This is a genomic window from Psychrobacter immobilis (assembly GCF_904846285.1).
Classification (GTDB): domain Bacteria; phylum Pseudomonadota; class Gammaproteobacteria; order Pseudomonadales; family Moraxellaceae; genus Psychrobacter; species Psychrobacter immobilis_D.
Window position 1 is genome coordinate 1 of sequence record NZ_CAJHAD010000022.1, and the last position, 18298, is coordinate 18298.

An 18298-nucleotide genomic window follows, 5' to 3' on the forward strand; every position below is an offset into this window, starting at 1 on the left:
CTCATATATTATGTAAATATTTTAGAGAAAATAGGAGAATCATCATATTTATAGAGTAAATTGAGTGTTTTCTAGGTTTTTTAGTGAAAATTAGACGAATATAATAAAAAAAGAAATATTAGTAATTATTTAAACACTTCATCAATACAATATTAGAAAAATTTATTAGAATATGTTATTACAATAAAGCATTCTCGTCATAGCAATTTGTCTCCCTGAATAGATATATAATTGCGGATCAGATTGTATACATATATTTTAGTCAAGCTATAATCAGAAAACTAGTAATATAGATTAAAATATGTTCATTATTTTTATATATTAAATCGTAGCCTTAAATTATATCGACATTAATTTTACCAATTTTTGTCTTATAAAATTATTTTAATTTACATTTTAGTCAGTTTTTCTACTATGCTTTTATAGAATTTTTATGAATATAAGGATTTAGAAAACAAAAAAGCGCCCTAAGGCGCTTTTTTATATTGAAGTATTTAGTTTTAATTTGTCTATTGCTTCTCGGCACCAAAAGTACCTTGGAAGGTTGTGCCTTCACCTGGTTGACTACCCTTACCACCTTTTTCTAATGCTTGTTGATAGACACCGCCTAAGAAGTTGGCATCCTCGCCGTAGAATCCACCGGTAGTATCGATGTTATTTACATTACCAGCAAAGGTATTGCCGCTGATATCTGCATTGATATTAATTTCATTACCAGTAGGCATATACTGATAATCGCCATCTGCAAATGTCAATTTACCTTCTAGTTTACTATTAACAAAATCAACATCGAACTTAGAGGTACCATTAACTACCGGACCACCGCGAGCGCCTTCTTTTAGATGTAGGTTTTCCATATAGGTAGCGACACCAGCATAAGCTACCATGCCATCATTGATGTTGTTATCAATATTATACTGTGCCAAGTCTTTCATATACTGCATATCTTCAAGGTTTGTACCATTACCTTGTACATAGACAGTAGATACACGTGCTAAGTCTGTTGTACCTAACTTTGGATCTCCATATACATGTCCAATTTGCATCTGCGTTTTCATTTGTGTATCAAAGTTCTTATAAACAGATGAATAGTTGAGATCTAATGCTACAGGACCTTGAACTTTTGTGTTTTCAGTATGCAGACTAAATCCATTACCATAATCTGAATCGTCAGTTCCACTTATATTAACAAGAACCTTCTGTTTTACAGAGTCAGGCTTGGTCATGTCAGCACGAGCAAAGAATTTATCGTAACCAGTAAAGTTATCTCCTAATTGATTGTCTACAGGAACCTTAGATCCATCTACAGTCACAGTCTCTGTAAAGTCAGATTTGTCATTACGTATCTCTGCATAACCAATCGCATCTTCCGTAAGAGTTAAGAACTTTTTACTACTTAGCGTATTACTCTGGAAACCAGTAAGTTCAATATCTACTTTAGCATCTGGATTAACTGGCGGCGTTGGAGTCGGCGTTAAAACTGCATTTTTCTCTGCTCCATAAGTACCTTGAGCACCATTACCTTCATAGATACCACCTAGATATTCAGCACTACCACCATAGAATCCACCTTCGGTGTTATAGCCTGAATTGTCTACAGCTGCACCTGAGAACTTGTTGCCTGTGATAGCAGCAGTTAAGCTGATGTCATCAGCGTTAGCGAACGTTAAGTTACCCGTCAAGTTTTGGTTGACAAAATCAGCAGTAAATACGGATTGACCATATTCAATGCTCTGACCTGCGCCCAGTAGACGATAGGTTGCATCACCTTCATATTGTACATTACCTTCACTCGGTATGTTCTCAGCTAAGGTGGCGTTACCAACAACGCCAACTCCATCTACAGGGGCTGTTAATGGTCCAGCTCCTAGTCCAGAGGCATCTGCAACACCGTCAATGTGAGCAATGCGCATGCTATCACCAAAGTCTTTATAGACTGAGGTATAGGCTAATGGCAATACGCCTATGTTGGTTGTGATGTCAGTGTTGTCATCGTGAGATTTGAAGCCGTTTTGAGTATCACTATCGTTAGCGCCAGAAAGGTTGACTGGGACTACAGGTAATAAGCTATCTGAAGCTAAATCAGCACGAGCATCAATCTGTGAGCCGTCTGCGTTGACAGTAAAGTCACGTGTGGTAGTTGTAAATATAGCCTCTACTAGCTGATTAGCGTCAACATTGAGTGACTGCACACCTGTTTTATTAGCTTCAGGCTCTGGTGTTGGAGTCGGTGTTGGAGTCGGTGTTGGAGTCGGTGTTGGAGTCGGTGTTGGTGTTGGCGTTGGCGTTGGCGTAGGCGTTGGAGTCGGCGTTGGCGTTGGCGTAGGCGTAGGCGTAGGCGTTGGCGTAGGCGTAGGCGTAGGCGTAGGCGTTGGCGTAGGCGTTGGCGTTGGCGTTGGCGTTGGCGTTGGCGTTGGCGTTGGCGTTGGCGTTGGCGTAGGCGTAGGCGTAGGCGTTGGCGTTGGAGTCGGCGTAGGCGTAGGCGTAGGCGTAGGCGTTGGCGTTGGCGTTGGCGTTGGCGTTGGCGTTGGCGTAGGCGTAGGCGTTGGCGTTAAAGGAATGTATGGATAATCACCACTATCGCTACCACATGCTGATAACATAATAGCAGTGATTAACAATACACTTGCCTTTAAGGGGGTATTTAATTTTTTTGCTGTTGATACAGCTGAGATTGAATGACGGTTAGGTGACATTCGTCTTCCTCCATGAAGAGTTTATAATATTCCATTGGATAAGGCTTAAAACATAGTACTGCTATAGATAATCAAAATTGTCAAATAAAGTCAACTAAAATTAAGAAACTGCCTATTCACTTCAATTGATAGTAGATGATACATTTATATAGTTAATGGCAAGCGATATTACATGCGAGCAATAAAAAAGCGCTATAGAGCGCTTTTTTATTAATTTATATTATTATATAGCTTTATTTCTTTTCAGCTCCAAAGGTACCTTGTGCATTATTACCTGAGAATATACCTCCTATATATTTAGCATTATCACCATAAAAAGCACCTTCTGTAGCATAGCCGCCTTTCGCACCTGAAAACTCACTACCGCTGATAGTACCAGATATACCAATATTACCAACTTGACTGAAAGTTAAAGTACCATCAACTTTTTTGGCAGCGAAATCAGCTGTAAACACAGAACTACCATATTCTATAGCCTTACCCAAACCGATTGCTCGATAAGTTGCATCACCACCATACGATACACTGCCTTCTGTAGGTAAAGTGAGTGTTTTATTACCATATACTGCTACACCATTTACTGGAAGTTTAGCTTCTCCAAAATTAGCTGGGCCATCAATATGACCAATACGCATCTGAGTACCAAAATCTTTATATACTGAGCTATAATTCAGAGGTAGCTCACCTAATGATGTCGGGATTACAACGCTATCATCATGACGTTTAAAACCGTTTGAAGTACTGGAATCACTACCTCCTGACGTTGTAACTGTGACTTTAGGTAACAAACCTCCAGATGCTAAATCTGCTCTTGCTACTAAACTATTTGAGTTAATATCAAAATCACGAGTTGTTATTTTAAACACGGTCCCTGGTAACGCAGCAGAAGCATCGATATTCAGGGCCTGCGCACCTTTCTTAATAGTTTCAGAGCCAGATTGATAGGTTGGCGTTGGCGTAGGCGTTGGCGTTGGCGTTGGCGTTGGCGTTGGCGTTGGCGTTGGCGTTGGCGTTGGCGTTGGCGTTGGCGTAGGCGTTGGCGTAGGCGTAGGCGTTGGCGTAGGCGTTGGCGTTGGCGTTGGCGTAGGCGTAGGCGTTGGCGTTGGACTACCGTCAAATATATCGCCAAGATTATATGAATTATTGTTATCACTTCCACAGGCAGATAACATAATGGCGGTAATCAATACCACGCTAGCTTTTAGAGGGGTATTGAAAGATTTTAACGACAAATTATTAAGACTTGAATGATTATTAGGAAACATTCTTATTCCTCCATGAATATTTAAATGATATTTCTCTGTATAGCAGTAAAGAAAGTTATATAACTATATTTAAAACCGTTTATAACAATATATGAATATGATAATTAGTCTTATTAAAGATGATAACCATAAACAATACAGAGCTTTTACTTATTTCGATTTTAAAAGCTTATCCCGTTTATTAGATAAGCTTTTTAATTCTATCCAATATAATATTTATTAGAATAAGTTATTGACTCTGATATGAAAGCTTTACACCAGCGATGTAACCGTCATTGTCTTCAGCTTTACTAACGATACTACCATTAGGTAATTGTCCTGTGGCGTCACCAAATTTAAGATATTTGCCACCAACCGATACTGCCCATTCAGGTGTTACGTTATATTTGACACCGCCACCAATACTATAAAAACCTTCAATAGTACCCAGTGAGCTCACAGGGTCGCCCGCACCAGAATCATAACCAACAACGACTGAGCCAGCCAGCTTTTCATTAAAACGTTTGGCTAAGCCAACATCAACTTTCCATTGGTCTTTTTCGTAAGACAATAACGGAAGCCCTTCTGGCGCTGCAGCTTTAGAGTAGGCATTATAAAGAGGCGGTACAATACTAAAATCACTCCAAGGTACCCAGCGTACATCTAAGGTACCTAATAACTGATACTTTGCACTAAGACCAGTTTCGATATTTAAGTTCACTGATTCAGGCGTAGTAACAGTAGCTTCAGTGTTCGCATATTCACCAATAGACTGGCCAAGTGCAGAATTCGGATCAATTCCAAGCTTTCTTAATGCGACACCTTTTAGAGGTGAACCTAGCAACGGAACTCTTTCGCCTATATCAGTCTTATGTTCAATCTCAGAGCGATAAGTTAAGGCTGCTTTTAACGCTATTTCAGGTTTACTATAAGCAAGACCTGCTACCCAACCATAGTCCGTATCTGCATTGACATTCGCATCATATCCTGTGAGAGGACCATATGCTTGACCGCGCAGATGCACATCCGCTTTAGCTTTTTGCATAACGGGGCCACCATATACTTGGAACCCATTAGATTTGAAGCCCAATAAACCGGTCCAAGTTTCTGTATGAACGCTTACATTGGTGTTTTTATTATAGTCAGGATCTAAAACTGAGGAGTTAATCAATTCATTTGGAACAGAGGTCCCAGTAGACGAATCAGCGATTGTTTGTTTTCCTGCTTTAGATACAAACGTACTATCACCTGAGTACTCTACTTCTGCACCAAATGGTTCATCGTAGAATACACCAATACTGATATTGTCGTTGATATCAGTTTTGACACCGTAACGCATAAAGCTATAGGAATCTGGAGTAGCGTTTCCGGTTGATACGCCTTTTTCGTATGCCGCTTCCGTGGAAGTAATACCATTACGAATCTCTCCAGTTGGAGTGACGATAGCACCCGCATTATCATGAGCAGACACATCGGTATCGATATAAGCAAAATCAACTTCTGCATAAGTACCAGGATTAAAGAAACCTTTAATATCTTGACCCGAACGATCAAGACCAGCCGCTTGCGTAAGCGAGGCAGCAGATAAGGCAAATAAAGCTAAAGCAAGCTTAGAGATAGGGAATTTTTGAGACACTTAACATCCTCCATGAATAAAATAACTGGCAAATAGCTGAATTACTTAGGCAACCTATATAAGTAATCGAAGCTTATGCTGTGCAATCCTTTGCCAAACGACTTAAAAAATAAATGAGTGAATGTGACAATCGCTTACTCGATTTTACATTTCCTTATTATCAGACATTACCACTATGTAAGTTAAGGTAACCGACTTAAGTATCATAATTAAAGTTTAGCGCGATAGCAATACTCTTTTAAGATTATTTAGGAATAAGCTAAAGTTTACAAAATACACCTTAAATTTATACTCGGTATTTTAAAAATGGATACTTTTACAGCACTAACTTCTCTTCATTAGTGATTTTTTTACGGAAATTAGTTATAAAAAAGCAGCCTCTAGGGCTGCTTTATTTTAATAAACATTCATCTTTAATATTACCAATACAGCAATATCATTACTTACCTTGGTAAGAAAGTTTCACACCAACAATATATCCATCATTATCTTGGAAATCTCCGACAATTTGTTGTGTTGGCAACTGACCTTTAGCATCACCAAACCATAAGTATTTACCACCAGCTGATACAGCCCACTCAGGGGTGACATTATACTTAGCTCCTAGACCAACGCTATAATAGCCATCAATCGGACCTAATGATGTCGTTGGATCGCCTGAACCACTATCCCAACCAACCGTACCACTGACCGCCAAAGCAGGCATGATACGTTTAGCCAAACCAAGCTCTACCTGCCATTGATCATCACTATATTCTACTAAAGCTAAACCATCTGGACCGTATGCAGGGTTATTTTTACTAACGGCATTATATAATGGCGGTACGATAGAAAAATCACCCCAAGGTACCCAGCGTACTTTTGCTGTGGCTAATGTCGTAGGATTAATACCCGTTTGAAAATCAAAGTTTACTGATTTTGGCGTGGTGATTTCCATATTATTGGTTTGGGTAGCTGCCGCTGGATTACCCGCTAAAAGACCTGCTAATGGATACGTTTCAGTAATGTCCATGCTATGGTCAATCTCTGAGCGATACGTCAAAGCTGCTTTTAAAGCGATTTCAGGTTTACTATATGCTACACCCGCTAGCCAGCCGTAATCTTGGTCTGGGCTAATATGGGAAGTGTAGCCTGTAGCAGGTCCGTATGCACTACCACGTAGCTTTACATCAGCCTGAACGCGCTGAGCGACTGGACCACCGTAAATTTGGAAGTTTTTATTTGCACCAAGCTTCATACCTATTATGGCAGTGATATTTTCAGAGCGCACCTCAACTTTAGTACCTTCAGTGTTAGCAAGTTGACTAGCTGCATAGCCATTCAGCCCTTGTAAAGGAGCCAATTGTGCTTCCCCCGCTGCGATTTGTGCTTTCCCACCTACAATCTGTGGGCGTAAAGTAGCTTCAAGTGCTGGATTTGCGGCAATGGCTGCTTCAGCCTGTTTAACTTGTTCTCTACCAGCTGCGAGCTGTTGTTGAGCACCTTTAACATAGGTATCTAAACCTTGGGCAGTCGTAACTCCCGGTAACTTTCCAGCTAATTGTGAGGCAATCAATCCATCAATCGCTGCCGTTGGCGCACCGACAAAATTGCTATCACCATTATAAGCCGCAGCCGCACCAAAAGGTTCATCGTATAAGATACCGACACTAAAGGTATCATTGATATCAGTTTTTACACCATAACGGAAGAAATCGTAAGACTCAGCAACTTCCCCTGTACTCTTACCTTGAACATAACCGGCATCATCAGTGGCAACGCGTTGATTATCATAACCACTAACATCAGCATCGATATAGGTATAAACAGCTTCGGCATAAGTGCCATCTTGTAAGAATGCTGTGATATCTTGACCTGAACGATCAAGACCGGCCGCGCTAGACATGCTCGCGACAGAAAGAGTAGCTATCGCTACAGCAAGAGTTTTTAAATGAAAAGTAGCGCGCATTGTATATCTCCAAACATCCTCGTTGTTTAATCGTTGCAATAATTCCAATTTAGCATTGTTACGCAAAATATAAGATTATGTAAACGATGTCCTGAAAATGATAGTAATCACTTTTTGACACTAAAACAACACTTAAAACACCTTATTTGCTATTAATGACTGAATAGTACAAACAACTAAATTTCTTTCATAAACAATAGTTTAATTAAAATATTTATTAATGTTTTATAATTAGCATTATAATTAAACTTAAATCGGTAAATAAACATTATTACTCTTTGAGCAGAAGGTTTTTGGCATTTCATGTTTTATCATAAACATAAAAAAAACGACCTATTGAAGGTCGTTTTTTATTTATAAAATATAATTTATATAAATATTAGCAATTTCCAGTTTACTTAGCTTGATAAGACAGCTTCACACCAAGTGCAAAACCATCATTATCTTCAAAGTTACTAACGACGGCTTTAGTCGGAATTTGACCTTCTGCATCACCGAACCATAAGTATTTACCACCGGCAGAAATAGCCCAGTTTTCAGTGAAGTTATACTTTGCACCTAGACCAGCACTGTAATAACCTTCGATAGGACCTAAAGATGTAACTGGATTACCTGCACCGCTATCCCAACCGACAGTACCTGTCACTGCCAATGCGGGTGTCAAACGTTTAGCTAGACCTAATTCTACTAACCATTGGTCTTTATCATAGCTAACCAACGCTAAACCTTCATCATCTTTAGTTGAAATTTTACTAACGTCATTATACAGTGACGGTACGATGGCAAATTCACTCCAAGGTACCCAACGAACTTTAGCAGTAACTAATGTCGTTGGATTGACGCCAGTCTGAAAATCAAAGTTAACAGATTCTGGGGTGTTGATTTCTATGTCACCATCTCTGCTGGTCGGTAATGCTAATCCAGCAGTAGCACCGGCGGCAGTAGCAATTGGGAAAGTCTCAAAAGCTTTTGCATCATGTTTGATTTCAGAACGATAAGTCAATGCAGCTTTAAGCGCGATTTCTGGTTTGCTATACGCCATACCAGCGATCCAACCATAGTCTTGATCATTGCTGATATGTGTCGTATATCCAGTTGCTGAACTATACGCTGTACCACGCAGTTTCACATCTGCTGTGACACGCTGAGCTACTGGGCCGCCATATGCTTGAAATTCTTTGTTAGGACCGAACTTCGCACCAAGAATACCGGTAATGCTTTCAGTACGCACTTCTACTTGAGTCGCTTGACCTGCAGTCGCAGCCAAACCTTTTGCAGCTTCAAGACCGATAAGCTGACCTTTGGCTTGTTGTAATTGCTCAGCAGTCAAGTTGCCTGGGTTGCCTGGAGTAAGCGCACCCTTTAGTTGAGCGATACTTTTATCAACTAAAGCTTCATTTAAATTAGGATTCTTTGTAAAACCTTGAATAAGCGCATCTGCATTGCTATTAGTTATAAAGTCGTTTTTACCGGTGTAATCAGCGGCCGCACCAAAAGGCTCGTCATATAAGATACCAACGCTGAAAGTATCGTTGATATCCGCTTTTACGCCATAACGGAAAAAGTCATAAGACTCTGCAATATCATCAATTTCATTGCCTGAAATATCTTTGCCGCTCACATCAGCATCTAGATAAGTATAAACCGTTTCAGCATAGGTACCATCTTGCAAAAACGCCGTGATATCTTGACCTGAACGATCAAGACCTGCTGCACTAGCGAGACTAGCTGCAGAAAGAGCAGCCAAAGCTACCGTAAGAGTCTTTAGATTGAAATTTGCGCCCATTGTCTATCTCCAAACATCCACATTGTTTTACCGCTACACCGAACTTTGTTAGGTAGACAGTATCTAAGGTGAAGGATACTAATGTTTTTTTTACATTAAGACAACCTAAAAACACATTATTTCTCTAATATGACTGAATAGTCATCAGACAGTATATTTATACAAAAATGTGCATATAAATCTATAATGAATAGTGGTTATTATTTCTCGCTTGATGCCAAGTACTTTAATACTTAATAATGTGGTGGTCTATCTGCCATAACATCAAACGGCGCCACACCGCCCTCTGTATCTTGGCTTTGAACTTGCTTATAGATAAACTGCACTTGACGCTGCAGGGTCTGGATATCTTTGTCTTGGCGCGTAATAACCTCATCAAGCCGTTCTACCGTAACCTCAAGGTGAGAGAGGTTCATCTGTAATTCAATAACCTGTGCTTGTAAATCCACATAGATATCTGACAGCTCAGCTTGACGATTAGAGGCGTTTTTTTCTATCGAATTTGGTTCATTCATATTTTTCTCAATACTAGATAATATAGTTATGGTCTTTATCAAATATCAGACACAACCATTTAAAGTAGACTTTATAAAATAGTGTTTATAAAGGCATTTACGCATACTACAGTTAGGTGGCAGCATGTTATACTGCTGGGAATTTTGCAACAACCTCTATCTCACTATTATATAAGCTTAAGATACTCTATGGCACTGATACATTTAAAAGATATTCACCTCGCTTTTGGCGTCGCTCCTGTCCTTGACGGCATTGATTTTGCTATCGATGCAGGCGAGCGCGTGTGTTTAATAGGCCGCAATGGCGAAGGCAAATCTACTTTATTTAAACTGATTAATGGCACATTATTGCCTGATAGCGGCGAAGTCATTATTAATAACAGTGTGCGCGTCGCCATGCTCGAGCAGGACGTGCCCGAGACCAGCGGTAGGATTTTAGATATTGTCATGGGTGGCAGCAAACGTACTGCCGAACTGCTGATTAACTATAATGCACAAACTGATTTATGTGCCAACGGTGATATGGACGCCTGCGAGCGTATGGCGGACTTGCAGCATGATATTGATGCAGTGCATGGTTGGGATTTAGAGCGAGAAGCGACGCGCCTAATTACTACTATGGGATTGGATCCAGAAGATGACTTGTCTTCACTCTCTGGTGGTCGTAAGCGACGTGTTTTATTAGCGCGCTCTTTAGTGACTAAACCTGATGTATTACTCCTTGATGAGCCAACCAACCATTTAGACGTTGATAGTATTGAGTGGCTTGAGCGTTTCTTATTAGACTGGCAAGGTCTGACATTATTATTCGTCACCCATGATAGAGCGTTCGTTAATAAACTGTCCACTCGCATTATTGAGCTTGATCGTGGTCAATTGACCAGTTATGACGTCACTCAAGGCGAAGGTGGCTATGCCCGCTACCAAGAACTAAAAGAGCTACAGTTATTGGCAGAAGAAAAGAACAATGCCAATTTTGATAAAAAGCTAGCGCAAGAAGAAGTATGGATTCGCCAAGGTATCAAAGCACGCCGTACCCGTAATGAAGGTCGTGTCCGTGATCTAAAAGCATTGCGTGAAGAACGTGGCGAGCGACGTGAGCAAGTGGGTAACGTTAACATTACCATGGGTCAAGGCGAGAAAAGCGGCAAGCTGGTTTGTAAAGTTAAAAATCTACATCTGCAGTACGATGACCATGTATTGGTCGATAACTTTAGCACCACTATCATGCGCGGTGACAAGATCGGTATCGTTGGTCCGAATGGCGCGGGTAAAACCACGCTTATTAAAGCCCTACTCGATATGTCTGACGATGATGTCATCAAAACCGGCAGCGTTGAATTAGGGACTAACCTAAAAATTGCATTTTTTGATCAGCTGCGTGATCAGTTAGATCTTGAAGCCAGTGTGGCGCATAACGTCTCAGAAGGTTCAGACTTCGTTGAAGTCGGTGGCCGTAAAACGCACATTATGAGCTATCTGCAAGATTTCTTATTTGCGCCAGAACGTGCCCGTACGCCTGTTAAAGCGTTATCAGGTGGTGAACGTAATCGTGTACTTCTTGCTAAGCAGCTATTAAAACCTGCCAACATTCTGGTACTTGATGAGCCGACCAACGACTTGGATATGGCAACGCTTGAGCTACTAGAAGAATCAGTCGCAAGTTTTGGTGGTACGATTTTGCTCATTAGTCATGACCGCTCATTTATGGATAACGTCGTCACCTCTACTTGGGTGTTTGATACGGATGAAGATGGCAAAGGAACCGTCAGTGAGTATGTCGGTGGCTATCAAGAGTATTTGGTACAAAAAACTCGTGAAGAAGCTTCGAAAGCAGCTAAAACTTCTAGTAATAATACGGCTAATAGCAAATCTACTAATAAGTCAGCGACAGCTGTAAAACCTAATAATGCCGCTAAAAAGCTCAACTTTAACGACCAGCGCGAACTTGATAATTTACCCAAAGAAATCGCCGCGTTAGAAGCTGAGCAAACGCAACTACAAGAGAAGCTGGCTGACGGTTCGTGGTTTACAAAAGATATTGACGCCGCTACCGCTGCCAGTGAGCGTTTATTGGTCATCGAAGATGAGATGATGACTAAGCTTGAGCGCTGGCATACCCTTGAGAGTTAGTAGGTAGTATTTAAGAGCTGATATGAAACATAGGATTATTTATTACCCTTCTACTCTAGCGTATATAGAAATCGCTACCGTTAGAGTGGTAATAAATAGCTTATGCTTATTTACAAGGGTGTGATGTGCTGAAAGTTAGTGAACATTGTCTTGATTTCAAGTATCATTCCCTATTGCTGAATACCCTTATTTTTTATAAGGTCATCATTTATAACAGCCTTGCAAGTACAAAGACCCATGTTAAACATTGATAATTAAGGTGTTTTATACCTTTTATTTTGTTTAACCATCTGTCGTGCCCTATCAAGGTTGCTTTATTTTTAACACAATAATTTATTTTATGACCAAAATAGCTTAGAATAGCAACAATTAGCAAAATTAGGCACAGCTAACGTGGCTTGATAATTGTAATTTTTCTAAGCCACAAACCCAGTGTGGGATAATCCCATTTCATTCACCTGGAGGAAGTATTAATGAGCCATGCCGAAGGCGTTAATGTACAACGTCGTAGAGTTCTGATTGCCTCGACTGCCGTAATTGGTGCAGCTGGGGTAGCTGCTGTGGCAACACCTTTTGTCCGCTCTTGGACCCCAAGTGCTAAAGCTGAAGCTGCTGGTGCGGCGGTGACCCAAGATATTGGTTCTATCGAAGCAGGACAAATGATTGTCGTTAAATATCGCGGCAAACCTATCTTTGTGGTTAAGCGCACTGAAGAGATGCTCACGACACTTGATTCTGTAAAGTCGTTATTGTCTGACCCCGATTCTGATGCATCTTTACAACCTGAATATTGTAAAAATCCTGAGCGCTCTATCTCACCAGAAATACTGGTGGTAGAAGGCGTTTGTACGCATTTAGGCTGTGCACCAAACTATCGTCCTGATGTTGGCGCTGCTGACTTAGGTGGTAATGATTGGTATGGTGGATTTTTCTGCCCCTGTCATGGCTCTAAATATGACTTATCAGGTCGTGTTTATAGTGGTGTCCCTGCGCCGCTTAACTTACCCATCCCAGATTACAACATGGATGGTACCATCTTGACGATTGGGGAGGCTTAATATGAGCATGGGTAAAAAATTAATGCATTGGGTAGACGCGCGCTTTCCTGCGACCGAAACCTATGAATATCACATGTCAAAGTACTATGCACCAAAGAACTTTAACTTTTGGTACTTCTTTGGTGTGCTATCAATGGTGGTATTGGTCAACCAGTTAGTGACTGGTATTTGGCTGACGATGATGTATAACCCAAGTGCCGAAGGGGCATTTGCGTCTGTTGAATATATCATGCGTGATGTCAAAGGTGGCTGGCTCATCCGTTATATGCACTCGACTGGGGCGTCTGCGTTCTTCGTCGTCGTATATTTGCATATGTTCCGCGCCTTGCTATACGGTTCATACCAAAAACCACGTGAGCTTATTTGGCTCATCGGTATGGGTATTTACCTAGCATTGATGGCAGAAGGTTTCTTCGGTTACCTACTTCCTTGGGGCAACATGTCATTCTGGGGTGCACAGGTTATCTTAAACCTACCTGCTGCTCTACCTGTGATTGGCGATGGTCTTGCTGAATGGGTACGTGGTGATTATATTATCTCAGGTATTACCCTAAACCGCTTCTTTGCCTTGCATGTCGTCGCTATTCCACTAGTACTTGTGGGCTTAGTGTTTATGCATCTAGTCGCACTACATCATGTGGGTTCGAACAACCCTGATGGTATTGATATCAAGAAGCTAAAAGATAAAAACGGTGTGCCATTAGACGGTATTGAATTCCATCCGTACTACACTGTGCATGACATGGTTGGTATTGTTGTCTTCTTTATCTTGTTCTTTGCCGTGGTATTCTTCTTCCCAGAAGGCGGCGGCTTCTTCCTTGAGCCACCAAACTTTGAGACAGCGAACTCACTAAAAACACCTGCACATATTGCGCCAGTATGGTACTACACTCCTTTCTACGCCATTCTACGAGCCGTTCCTAATAAGCTTGGTGGTGTTATTGCAATGGGCGGTGCGATTGCATTCTTGTTCTTAATTCCATGGCTCGATAGATCACCTGTACGTTCTATACGTTATAAAGGTATTTTGTCGAAAATTGCATTGACTGTGTTTGCGATTAGCTTTGTGGTCTTGGGTTATTTGGGTGCGACACCGGCCTCACCAACAGCAACCATTATGGCGCGTATATTCACTGTATTGTATTTCTTGTTTTTCTTATTGATGCCGTTCTACACTGCTATTGAGAAGTGTAAACAGCCACCAGAACGCGTTACCGGAGGTCACTAATGAACACGCTAATTAAATCCCTAGCTGGTCTAGGCTTAGGCGCGGCATTGACCTTGACTGCTGGCACAGCAAGCGCATCAGGTGGTGGATGTGGTACTTTTACCAATGCAGATGGTGTGGTTGAACACTTAGCTTGTAGTACAGCTCCTATTGATTTTACCAATAAGGGTTCGCTACAAAACGGTGCGAAAATCTTCATGAACTACTGTGCTGGTTGCCATTCTGCACAGTACGTTCGTCACTCGCGCATTGCTAAAGATTTAGAGATACCACCTGAGTTGGTTGAAAAGTATTTGATGGTGACCACGGATCAAATCGGTGAGCACATCAATGCTGAGATTGACCCTGAAGTACAAGCATCATGGTTTGGCGCGGCACCTCCAGACTTGTCTCTTGAGACCCGTCTGCGCGGTGATGACTGGGTATACACTTACTTATTGTCGTTTTATGAAGATCCGAGTCGTCCTTGGGGCGCTAATAACCTAGTGCTTGCAAATGCTGCTATGCCGCACGTCTTGCATAATATGCAAGAAACCTTGAGTGAAGAAGAGTTTGAATCTGAGGTTGGTGACTTGGTTAACTTTATGGCGTGGATGGCTGAGCCTGTTCGTCATGACCGTAAAGTGATTGGTTTCTTTGTGATTTTATTCTTATTAGTACTACTAATTCCAGTTTATTTATTAAATAAAGAATTCTGGAAAGACGTAAAATAATTAAGCAATAAAAGCCAAGATTTTATCTAAAAAAAAGCACTACTTCGGTAGTGCTTTTTTATGTTTGAAAAGATTATCAAGCGGCAAATTAACTGTTAAGTGGTCGCCCTACGTGCAATGTTTACGTACGCTGCCTTGATAAACGGAGCGACATTGTTTACGATAACAGGCTTTACTAATACATTAGGCTTTCATGATTGATGCGAATGACATTCCAAGTAGTCAGCTGATTTTATACGCTGATGATGGCTACGACAGTCATGTGGTGCGCCTATTGCTTGAAGAAAAGAAGCTGGCTTATTACTTGTCACGTTTGCATTCTGAACGTCCCGAAGATTTAACAGAGCTTAATCCATATCATACTTTGCCAGTGCTACAGCAGCGTGAAATTGCGCTGTATGAGATTAACGTTATTTTTGAATATCTTGAAGAGCGTTATCATGCCAATAAGCTCTTACCCGATACGCCGCAAGAGCGTGCACAGTTTCGCCAGTTGGCCTGGCGTATCCAGCGCGATTGGCTGGTACTCGGTAAGCGTCTACTGATGCATCCAGACAGTTTTAATAAAGCCCAAGCTGCTATGGCAAAAAAACAGCTGAGCGATTCACTAATTACTATATCACCACTGTTTGCGCATAAGCCTTATTTTATGGCAGATGAATTTGGTTGGTGTGATGTGCTGTTAGCGCCTCTGCTATGGCGGTTGGAAGAAATGGGTATTGAGCTACCGCGTGCTATTAGCCGACCCCTATTTGACTATCAAAAACGTATCTTTGAGCGTGATAGCTTTCAAAAAAGTGTACGTTAATTAGACAACCGTCTACTGCTACCTTAGAATAGAAGAATGCTAAAATGTGAGCAATTATTCTATAAATCCCCCTTTGTCGCTAAAATTTTTTAATCATTATTTAATATCATGAGTATAGGAAACCAACGATGAGCGAAGAAACCACCTCTATTACCCCAACACGCCCTTATATGGTGCGCGCGCTATATCAATGGATAGAAGATAATGCACTGACACCTTATCTAATGGTGGACGCTACTGCCGACAACGTACAGATTCCTAGAGAACATGTACAGGATGGTCGTATTGTGCTCAATATTGCTAGCCGTGCAACCGGTAATATGAGTATGGAAAATGATTATATTCATTTTAGTGCGCGCTTTGGCGGCGTCTCCCAAGAGATTTGGGTACCATTGACGGCGGTAATGGGCATCTATGCCAAAGAAAATTCACAAGGTATGTTTTTTGATCCTAATGAATATGATGACTATGAACCTGAAGATGATGCCGTTGCGAGTAGCAGCTCTAAAACAAACATTGTAGTTCCTAAGCCTAAACGCGACAATAAAGCTGGCTTAAAAGTCTTAAAATAAGATCAGTATTAAAAATAGTACAAACAAAAAAGCTGGTCGTATTCAATACGACCAGCTTTCTTGTTTTTGGTCTACAAGGCTCTGCGTTTAAACTATTAAGTTCTTCGCGCTTACCTTCTCGTGATTAAGTCCGCGGTAAAGTTACGCCGCGCTGGCCTTGGTATTTACCACCGCGATCTTTGTAACTGGTCTCGCAGACATCATCAGCATCACTTTGGAAAAACAGCATTTGTGCCACGCCCTCGCCTGCATAAATACGTGCTGGTAAATTGGTGGTATTACTAAATTCTAACGTCACATGTCCCTCCCACTCAGGCTCAAGTGGTGTGACGTTGACGATGATACCGCAGCGCGCATAAGTTGATTTACCAAGGCAAATCGTCAATACATCACGTGGAATGCGGAAATATTCCATCGTACGCGCCAAGGCAAAAGAGTTTGGCGGAATGATGCATTCGTCACCGATAACATCAATAAAACTTTTTTCATCAAAGTTTTTAGGATCTACAATCACTGAATGTACGTTGGTAAAGACTTTAAATTCAGGCGCACAGCGTACGTCATAACCATAGCTTGAAGTACCGTAACTGACTAAACGTTCGCCGGCATCATTAAAGCGTACTTGACCCGCTTCGAATGGCTCAATCATGCCGTGTTCTTGAGCCATTTTACGAATCCAGCGGTCAGATTTGATAGACATTGTTATTCCTTAGCAGATATATAATAAAACTTATAATATGAATGGTATTTTGATAGCGACGATTATACGGAATTGAGCGCTCAATTTATAGGCTTGCCTACGTTTAAAATAAATCTCTAGTCAAAATGATACTCGCCTACCATTTAGCAAAATGATCTTCTGCCAATCCCATCACATTATCAAGCTTAATCACTTCATCTCCTAGCCGTATCTCACCACTATAAAAACCAAGCCATTGCTCAAAGATACTGGCAAGCACACCGAAGTTATCAGTCTTTTTATAGGCAGTAATTGGCGTAAAGGTTAAATCAATATTAACCTTGCTCCAGCCGAGGTTTTGATGATAAACACGCCAAGTATTCTGCGCGGATGCATCCAATTCTTGACGTATAAACATCACAGGCGGTAAATACACTATCCGGTCATCGAGCCAGCACGCATTTTCACTGGCTCCGGTTTCATTGACACCCATCGATAAGTTCAATGTGAAATGACGACCGTCTGGTAAATATGTGTTAATACATGTCCAGAACCAATTGGTCTTGTGGCGCATAAAACCAAGCGTCCAGTCTAGATTGGCAATAGTCGTATCAGTAAAGCCTATTTGCTTAGCTTGGACATCTAAAGTACTAAGAGCATCAGTACTAAATTTTGAATTGGTTTTAATGGTTAAATGACCTGTAACCGCTGTGAGCGGCTCTTTTTGTGTGAATGTCCAACCGCGCCTACCTGTCGGTGTACAGATAGCAAGTGGCTCTGATCGCCGCGCTAATGTCGCATCTATAGCAATATACTGACTGTCTAACATTACTTTGATTTGTGTAGGCGTAAAATCCAATGTCACTGTCAGCTTATCATGAGTAAATGCCATTTGACCTTGGTAGCAATCGCCTTCTAATAGCGTCTGCCGAGTGAAAGGCTGCAAGGCTTCGCAAACCTCTAGCTCATTAGTTTCATCATTATAAAGATAAACGAAGGCACTGGTCGCAAGCTTAATCGTCGCCAGTGCTAGGCAAACTCGATAAGGCGGCTGGATAATTTGGATAAAACAGAATTGGTTGGCTTTTAACTCTTTACGCCAATTTGGCAGCGCTTTTTGCGATATAAGATGACTATGATAGTCAAGATAGTTGATGCGCTTAACTTTACCAAATACGCCAAAGATAGGTTGACCGTTTGGAATAAGCTGGTCAATCTCAACTGTTCTAAAGTGATTAACAATAGGTTGATTATTATCATTTTGCTTCATTTTTACGGCATC

14 protein-coding genes are annotated in these 18298 nt (G+C 41.1%); 6 read left to right on the forward strand and 8 right to left on the reverse strand.

Translation table 11 applies throughout. The features are described from left to right. Positions 1 to 509: 509 nt before the first annotated feature. The 6 genes from JMX13_RS11385 to JMX13_RS11410 form a co-directional block, all read right to left on the reverse strand. Positions 510 to 2696: a transferrin-binding protein-like solute binding protein gene (locus JMX13_RS11385; protein ID WP_201612723.1), complete on the reverse strand. Its 2187-nt coding sequence runs from the start codon at positions 2694 to 2696 to the stop codon at positions 510 to 512. A 233-nt stretch (positions 2697 to 2929) separates the two neighbouring features. Continuing rightward, the gene (locus JMX13_RS13785; RefSeq protein ID WP_201612726.1) at positions 2930 to 3961 is read right to left on the reverse strand and encodes a transferrin-binding protein-like solute binding protein; all 1032 of its coding nucleotides are present in this window, start codon (positions 3959 to 3961) and stop codon (positions 2930 to 2932) included. 229 nt (positions 3962 to 4190) lie between these two features. Continuing rightward, positions 4191 to 5576, reverse strand: a complete 1386-nt coding sequence (locus JMX13_RS11395) for a hypothetical protein (protein ID WP_201612728.1) — start codon at positions 5574 to 5576, stop codon at positions 4191 to 4193. Positions 5577 to 6015: 439 nt separating this feature from the next. Next, positions 6016 to 7524, reverse strand: coding sequence for an outer membrane protein transport protein (locus tag JMX13_RS11400; RefSeq protein ID WP_201612730.1), 1509 nt, complete (start codon positions 7522 to 7524; stop codon positions 6016 to 6018). A 394-nt stretch (positions 7525 to 7918) separates the two neighbouring features. Continuing rightward, positions 7919 to 9310, reverse strand: coding sequence for an outer membrane protein transport protein (locus JMX13_RS11405; protein ID WP_201612732.1), 1392 nt, complete (start codon positions 9308 to 9310; stop codon positions 7919 to 7921). 233 nt (positions 9311 to 9543) lie between these two features. After that, positions 9544 to 9825 carry a SlyX family protein gene (locus JMX13_RS11410; protein ID WP_201612734.1) on the reverse strand — a complete coding sequence of 94 codons (282 nt, stop codon included), beginning with the start codon at positions 9823 to 9825 and terminating at the stop codon, positions 9544 to 9546. Between the two features lie 189 nt (positions 9826 to 10014). Between JMX13_RS11410 and JMX13_RS11415 the strand changes: the two genes are divergently transcribed. From JMX13_RS11415 to JMX13_RS11440, 6 genes are all read left to right on the forward strand, one after another. Further along, positions 10015 to 11958 carry an ATP-binding cassette domain-containing protein gene (locus tag JMX13_RS11415; protein WP_201543229.1) on the forward strand — a complete coding sequence of 648 codons (1944 nt, stop codon included), beginning with the start codon at positions 10015 to 10017 and terminating at the stop codon, positions 11956 to 11958. 473 nt (positions 11959 to 12431) lie between these two features. Continuing rightward, a complete protein-coding gene (petA, locus tag JMX13_RS11420) occupies positions 12432 to 13016 on the forward strand; it encodes a ubiquinol-cytochrome c reductase iron-sulfur subunit (protein ID WP_201543231.1) in 585 nt (194 codons plus the stop codon). Positions 13017 to 13023: 7 nt separating this feature from the next. After that, positions 13024 to 14244: a cytochrome b gene (locus JMX13_RS11425; RefSeq protein WP_413786212.1), complete on the forward strand. Its 1221-nt coding sequence runs from the start codon at positions 13024 to 13026 to the stop codon at positions 14242 to 14244. Further along, positions 14244 to 14957: a cytochrome c1 gene (locus JMX13_RS11430; protein WP_201612736.1), complete on the forward strand. Its 714-nt coding sequence runs from the start codon at positions 14244 to 14246 to the stop codon at positions 14955 to 14957. Before JMX13_RS11425 ends, JMX13_RS11430 begins: the two co-directional genes overlap by 1 nt. Before the next feature lie 193 nt (positions 14958 to 15150). Then, positions 15151 to 15765 carry a glutathione S-transferase N-terminal domain-containing protein gene (locus tag JMX13_RS11435; protein WP_201612738.1) on the forward strand — a complete coding sequence of 205 codons (615 nt, stop codon included), beginning with the start codon at positions 15151 to 15153 and terminating at the stop codon, positions 15763 to 15765. Between the two features lie 128 nt (positions 15766 to 15893). Continuing rightward, positions 15894 to 16337: a ClpXP protease specificity-enhancing factor gene (locus tag JMX13_RS11440; RefSeq protein ID WP_201543237.1), complete on the forward strand. Its 444-nt coding sequence runs from the start codon at positions 15894 to 15896 to the stop codon at positions 16335 to 16337. Positions 16338 to 16461: 124 nt separating this feature from the next. Here the strand turns inward: JMX13_RS11440 and dcd are convergent, their stop codons facing one another. Together dcd and JMX13_RS11450 are read right to left on the reverse strand one after the other, a co-directional pair. Then, entirely contained in the window at positions 16462 to 17037 is a 576-nt protein-coding gene (gene dcd, locus JMX13_RS11445; RefSeq protein WP_020443725.1) for a dCTP deaminase, read from the reverse strand. Between the two features lie 136 nt (positions 17038 to 17173). Continuing rightward, positions 17174 to 18286, reverse strand: a complete 1113-nt coding sequence (locus JMX13_RS11450; protein WP_201612740.1) for a DUF2804 domain-containing protein — start codon at positions 18284 to 18286, stop codon at positions 17174 to 17176. Positions 18287 to 18298 lie beyond the last annotated feature (12 nt).

What these genes read in the sequence shown, in the direction of transcription:
- JMX13_RS13785 (WP_201612726.1), bottom strand. Translation starts at nt 3,961, where the DNA reads ATGTTTCCTAATAATCATTCAAGTCTTAATAATTTGTCGTTAAAATCT.
- JMX13_RS11405 (WP_201612732.1), bottom strand. Translation starts at nt 9,310, where the DNA reads ATGGGCGCAAATTTCAATCTAAAGACTCTTACGGTAGCTTTGGCTGCT.
- JMX13_RS11440 (WP_201543237.1), top strand. Translation starts at nt 15,894, where the DNA reads ATGAGCGAAGAAACCACCTCTATTACCCCAACACGCCCTTATATGGTG.
- petA (WP_201543231.1), top strand. Translation starts at nt 12,432, where the DNA reads ATGAGCCATGCCGAAGGCGTTAATGTACAACGTCGTAGAGTTCTGATT.
- dcd (WP_020443725.1), bottom strand. Translation starts at nt 17,037, where the DNA reads ATGTCTATCAAATCTGACCGCTGGATTCGTAAAATGGCTCAAGAACAC.
- JMX13_RS11410 (WP_201612734.1), bottom strand. Translation starts at nt 9,825, where the DNA reads ATGAATGAACCAAATTCGATAGAAAAAAACGCCTCTAATCGTCAAGCT.
- JMX13_RS11435 (WP_201612738.1), top strand. Translation starts at nt 15,151, where the DNA reads ATGATTGATGCGAATGACATTCCAAGTAGTCAGCTGATTTTATACGCT.
- JMX13_RS11385 (WP_201612723.1), bottom strand. Translation starts at nt 2,696, where the DNA reads ATGTCACCTAACCGTCATTCAATCTCAGCTGTATCAACAGCAAAAAAA.
- JMX13_RS11425 (WP_413786212.1), top strand. Translation starts at nt 13,024, where the DNA reads ATGGGTAAAAAATTAATGCATTGGGTAGACGCGCGCTTTCCTGCGACC.
- JMX13_RS11400 (WP_201612730.1), bottom strand. Translation starts at nt 7,524, where the DNA reads ATGCGCGCTACTTTTCATTTAAAAACTCTTGCTGTAGCGATAGCTACT.
- JMX13_RS11450 (WP_201612740.1), bottom strand. Translation starts at nt 18,286, where the DNA reads ATGAAGCAAAATGATAATAATCAACCTATTGTTAATCACTTTAGAACA.
- JMX13_RS11415 (WP_201543229.1), top strand. Translation starts at nt 10,015, where the DNA reads ATGGCACTGATACATTTAAAAGATATTCACCTCGCTTTTGGCGTCGCT.
- JMX13_RS11430 (WP_201612736.1), top strand. Translation starts at nt 14,244, where the DNA reads ATGAACACGCTAATTAAATCCCTAGCTGGTCTAGGCTTAGGCGCGGCA.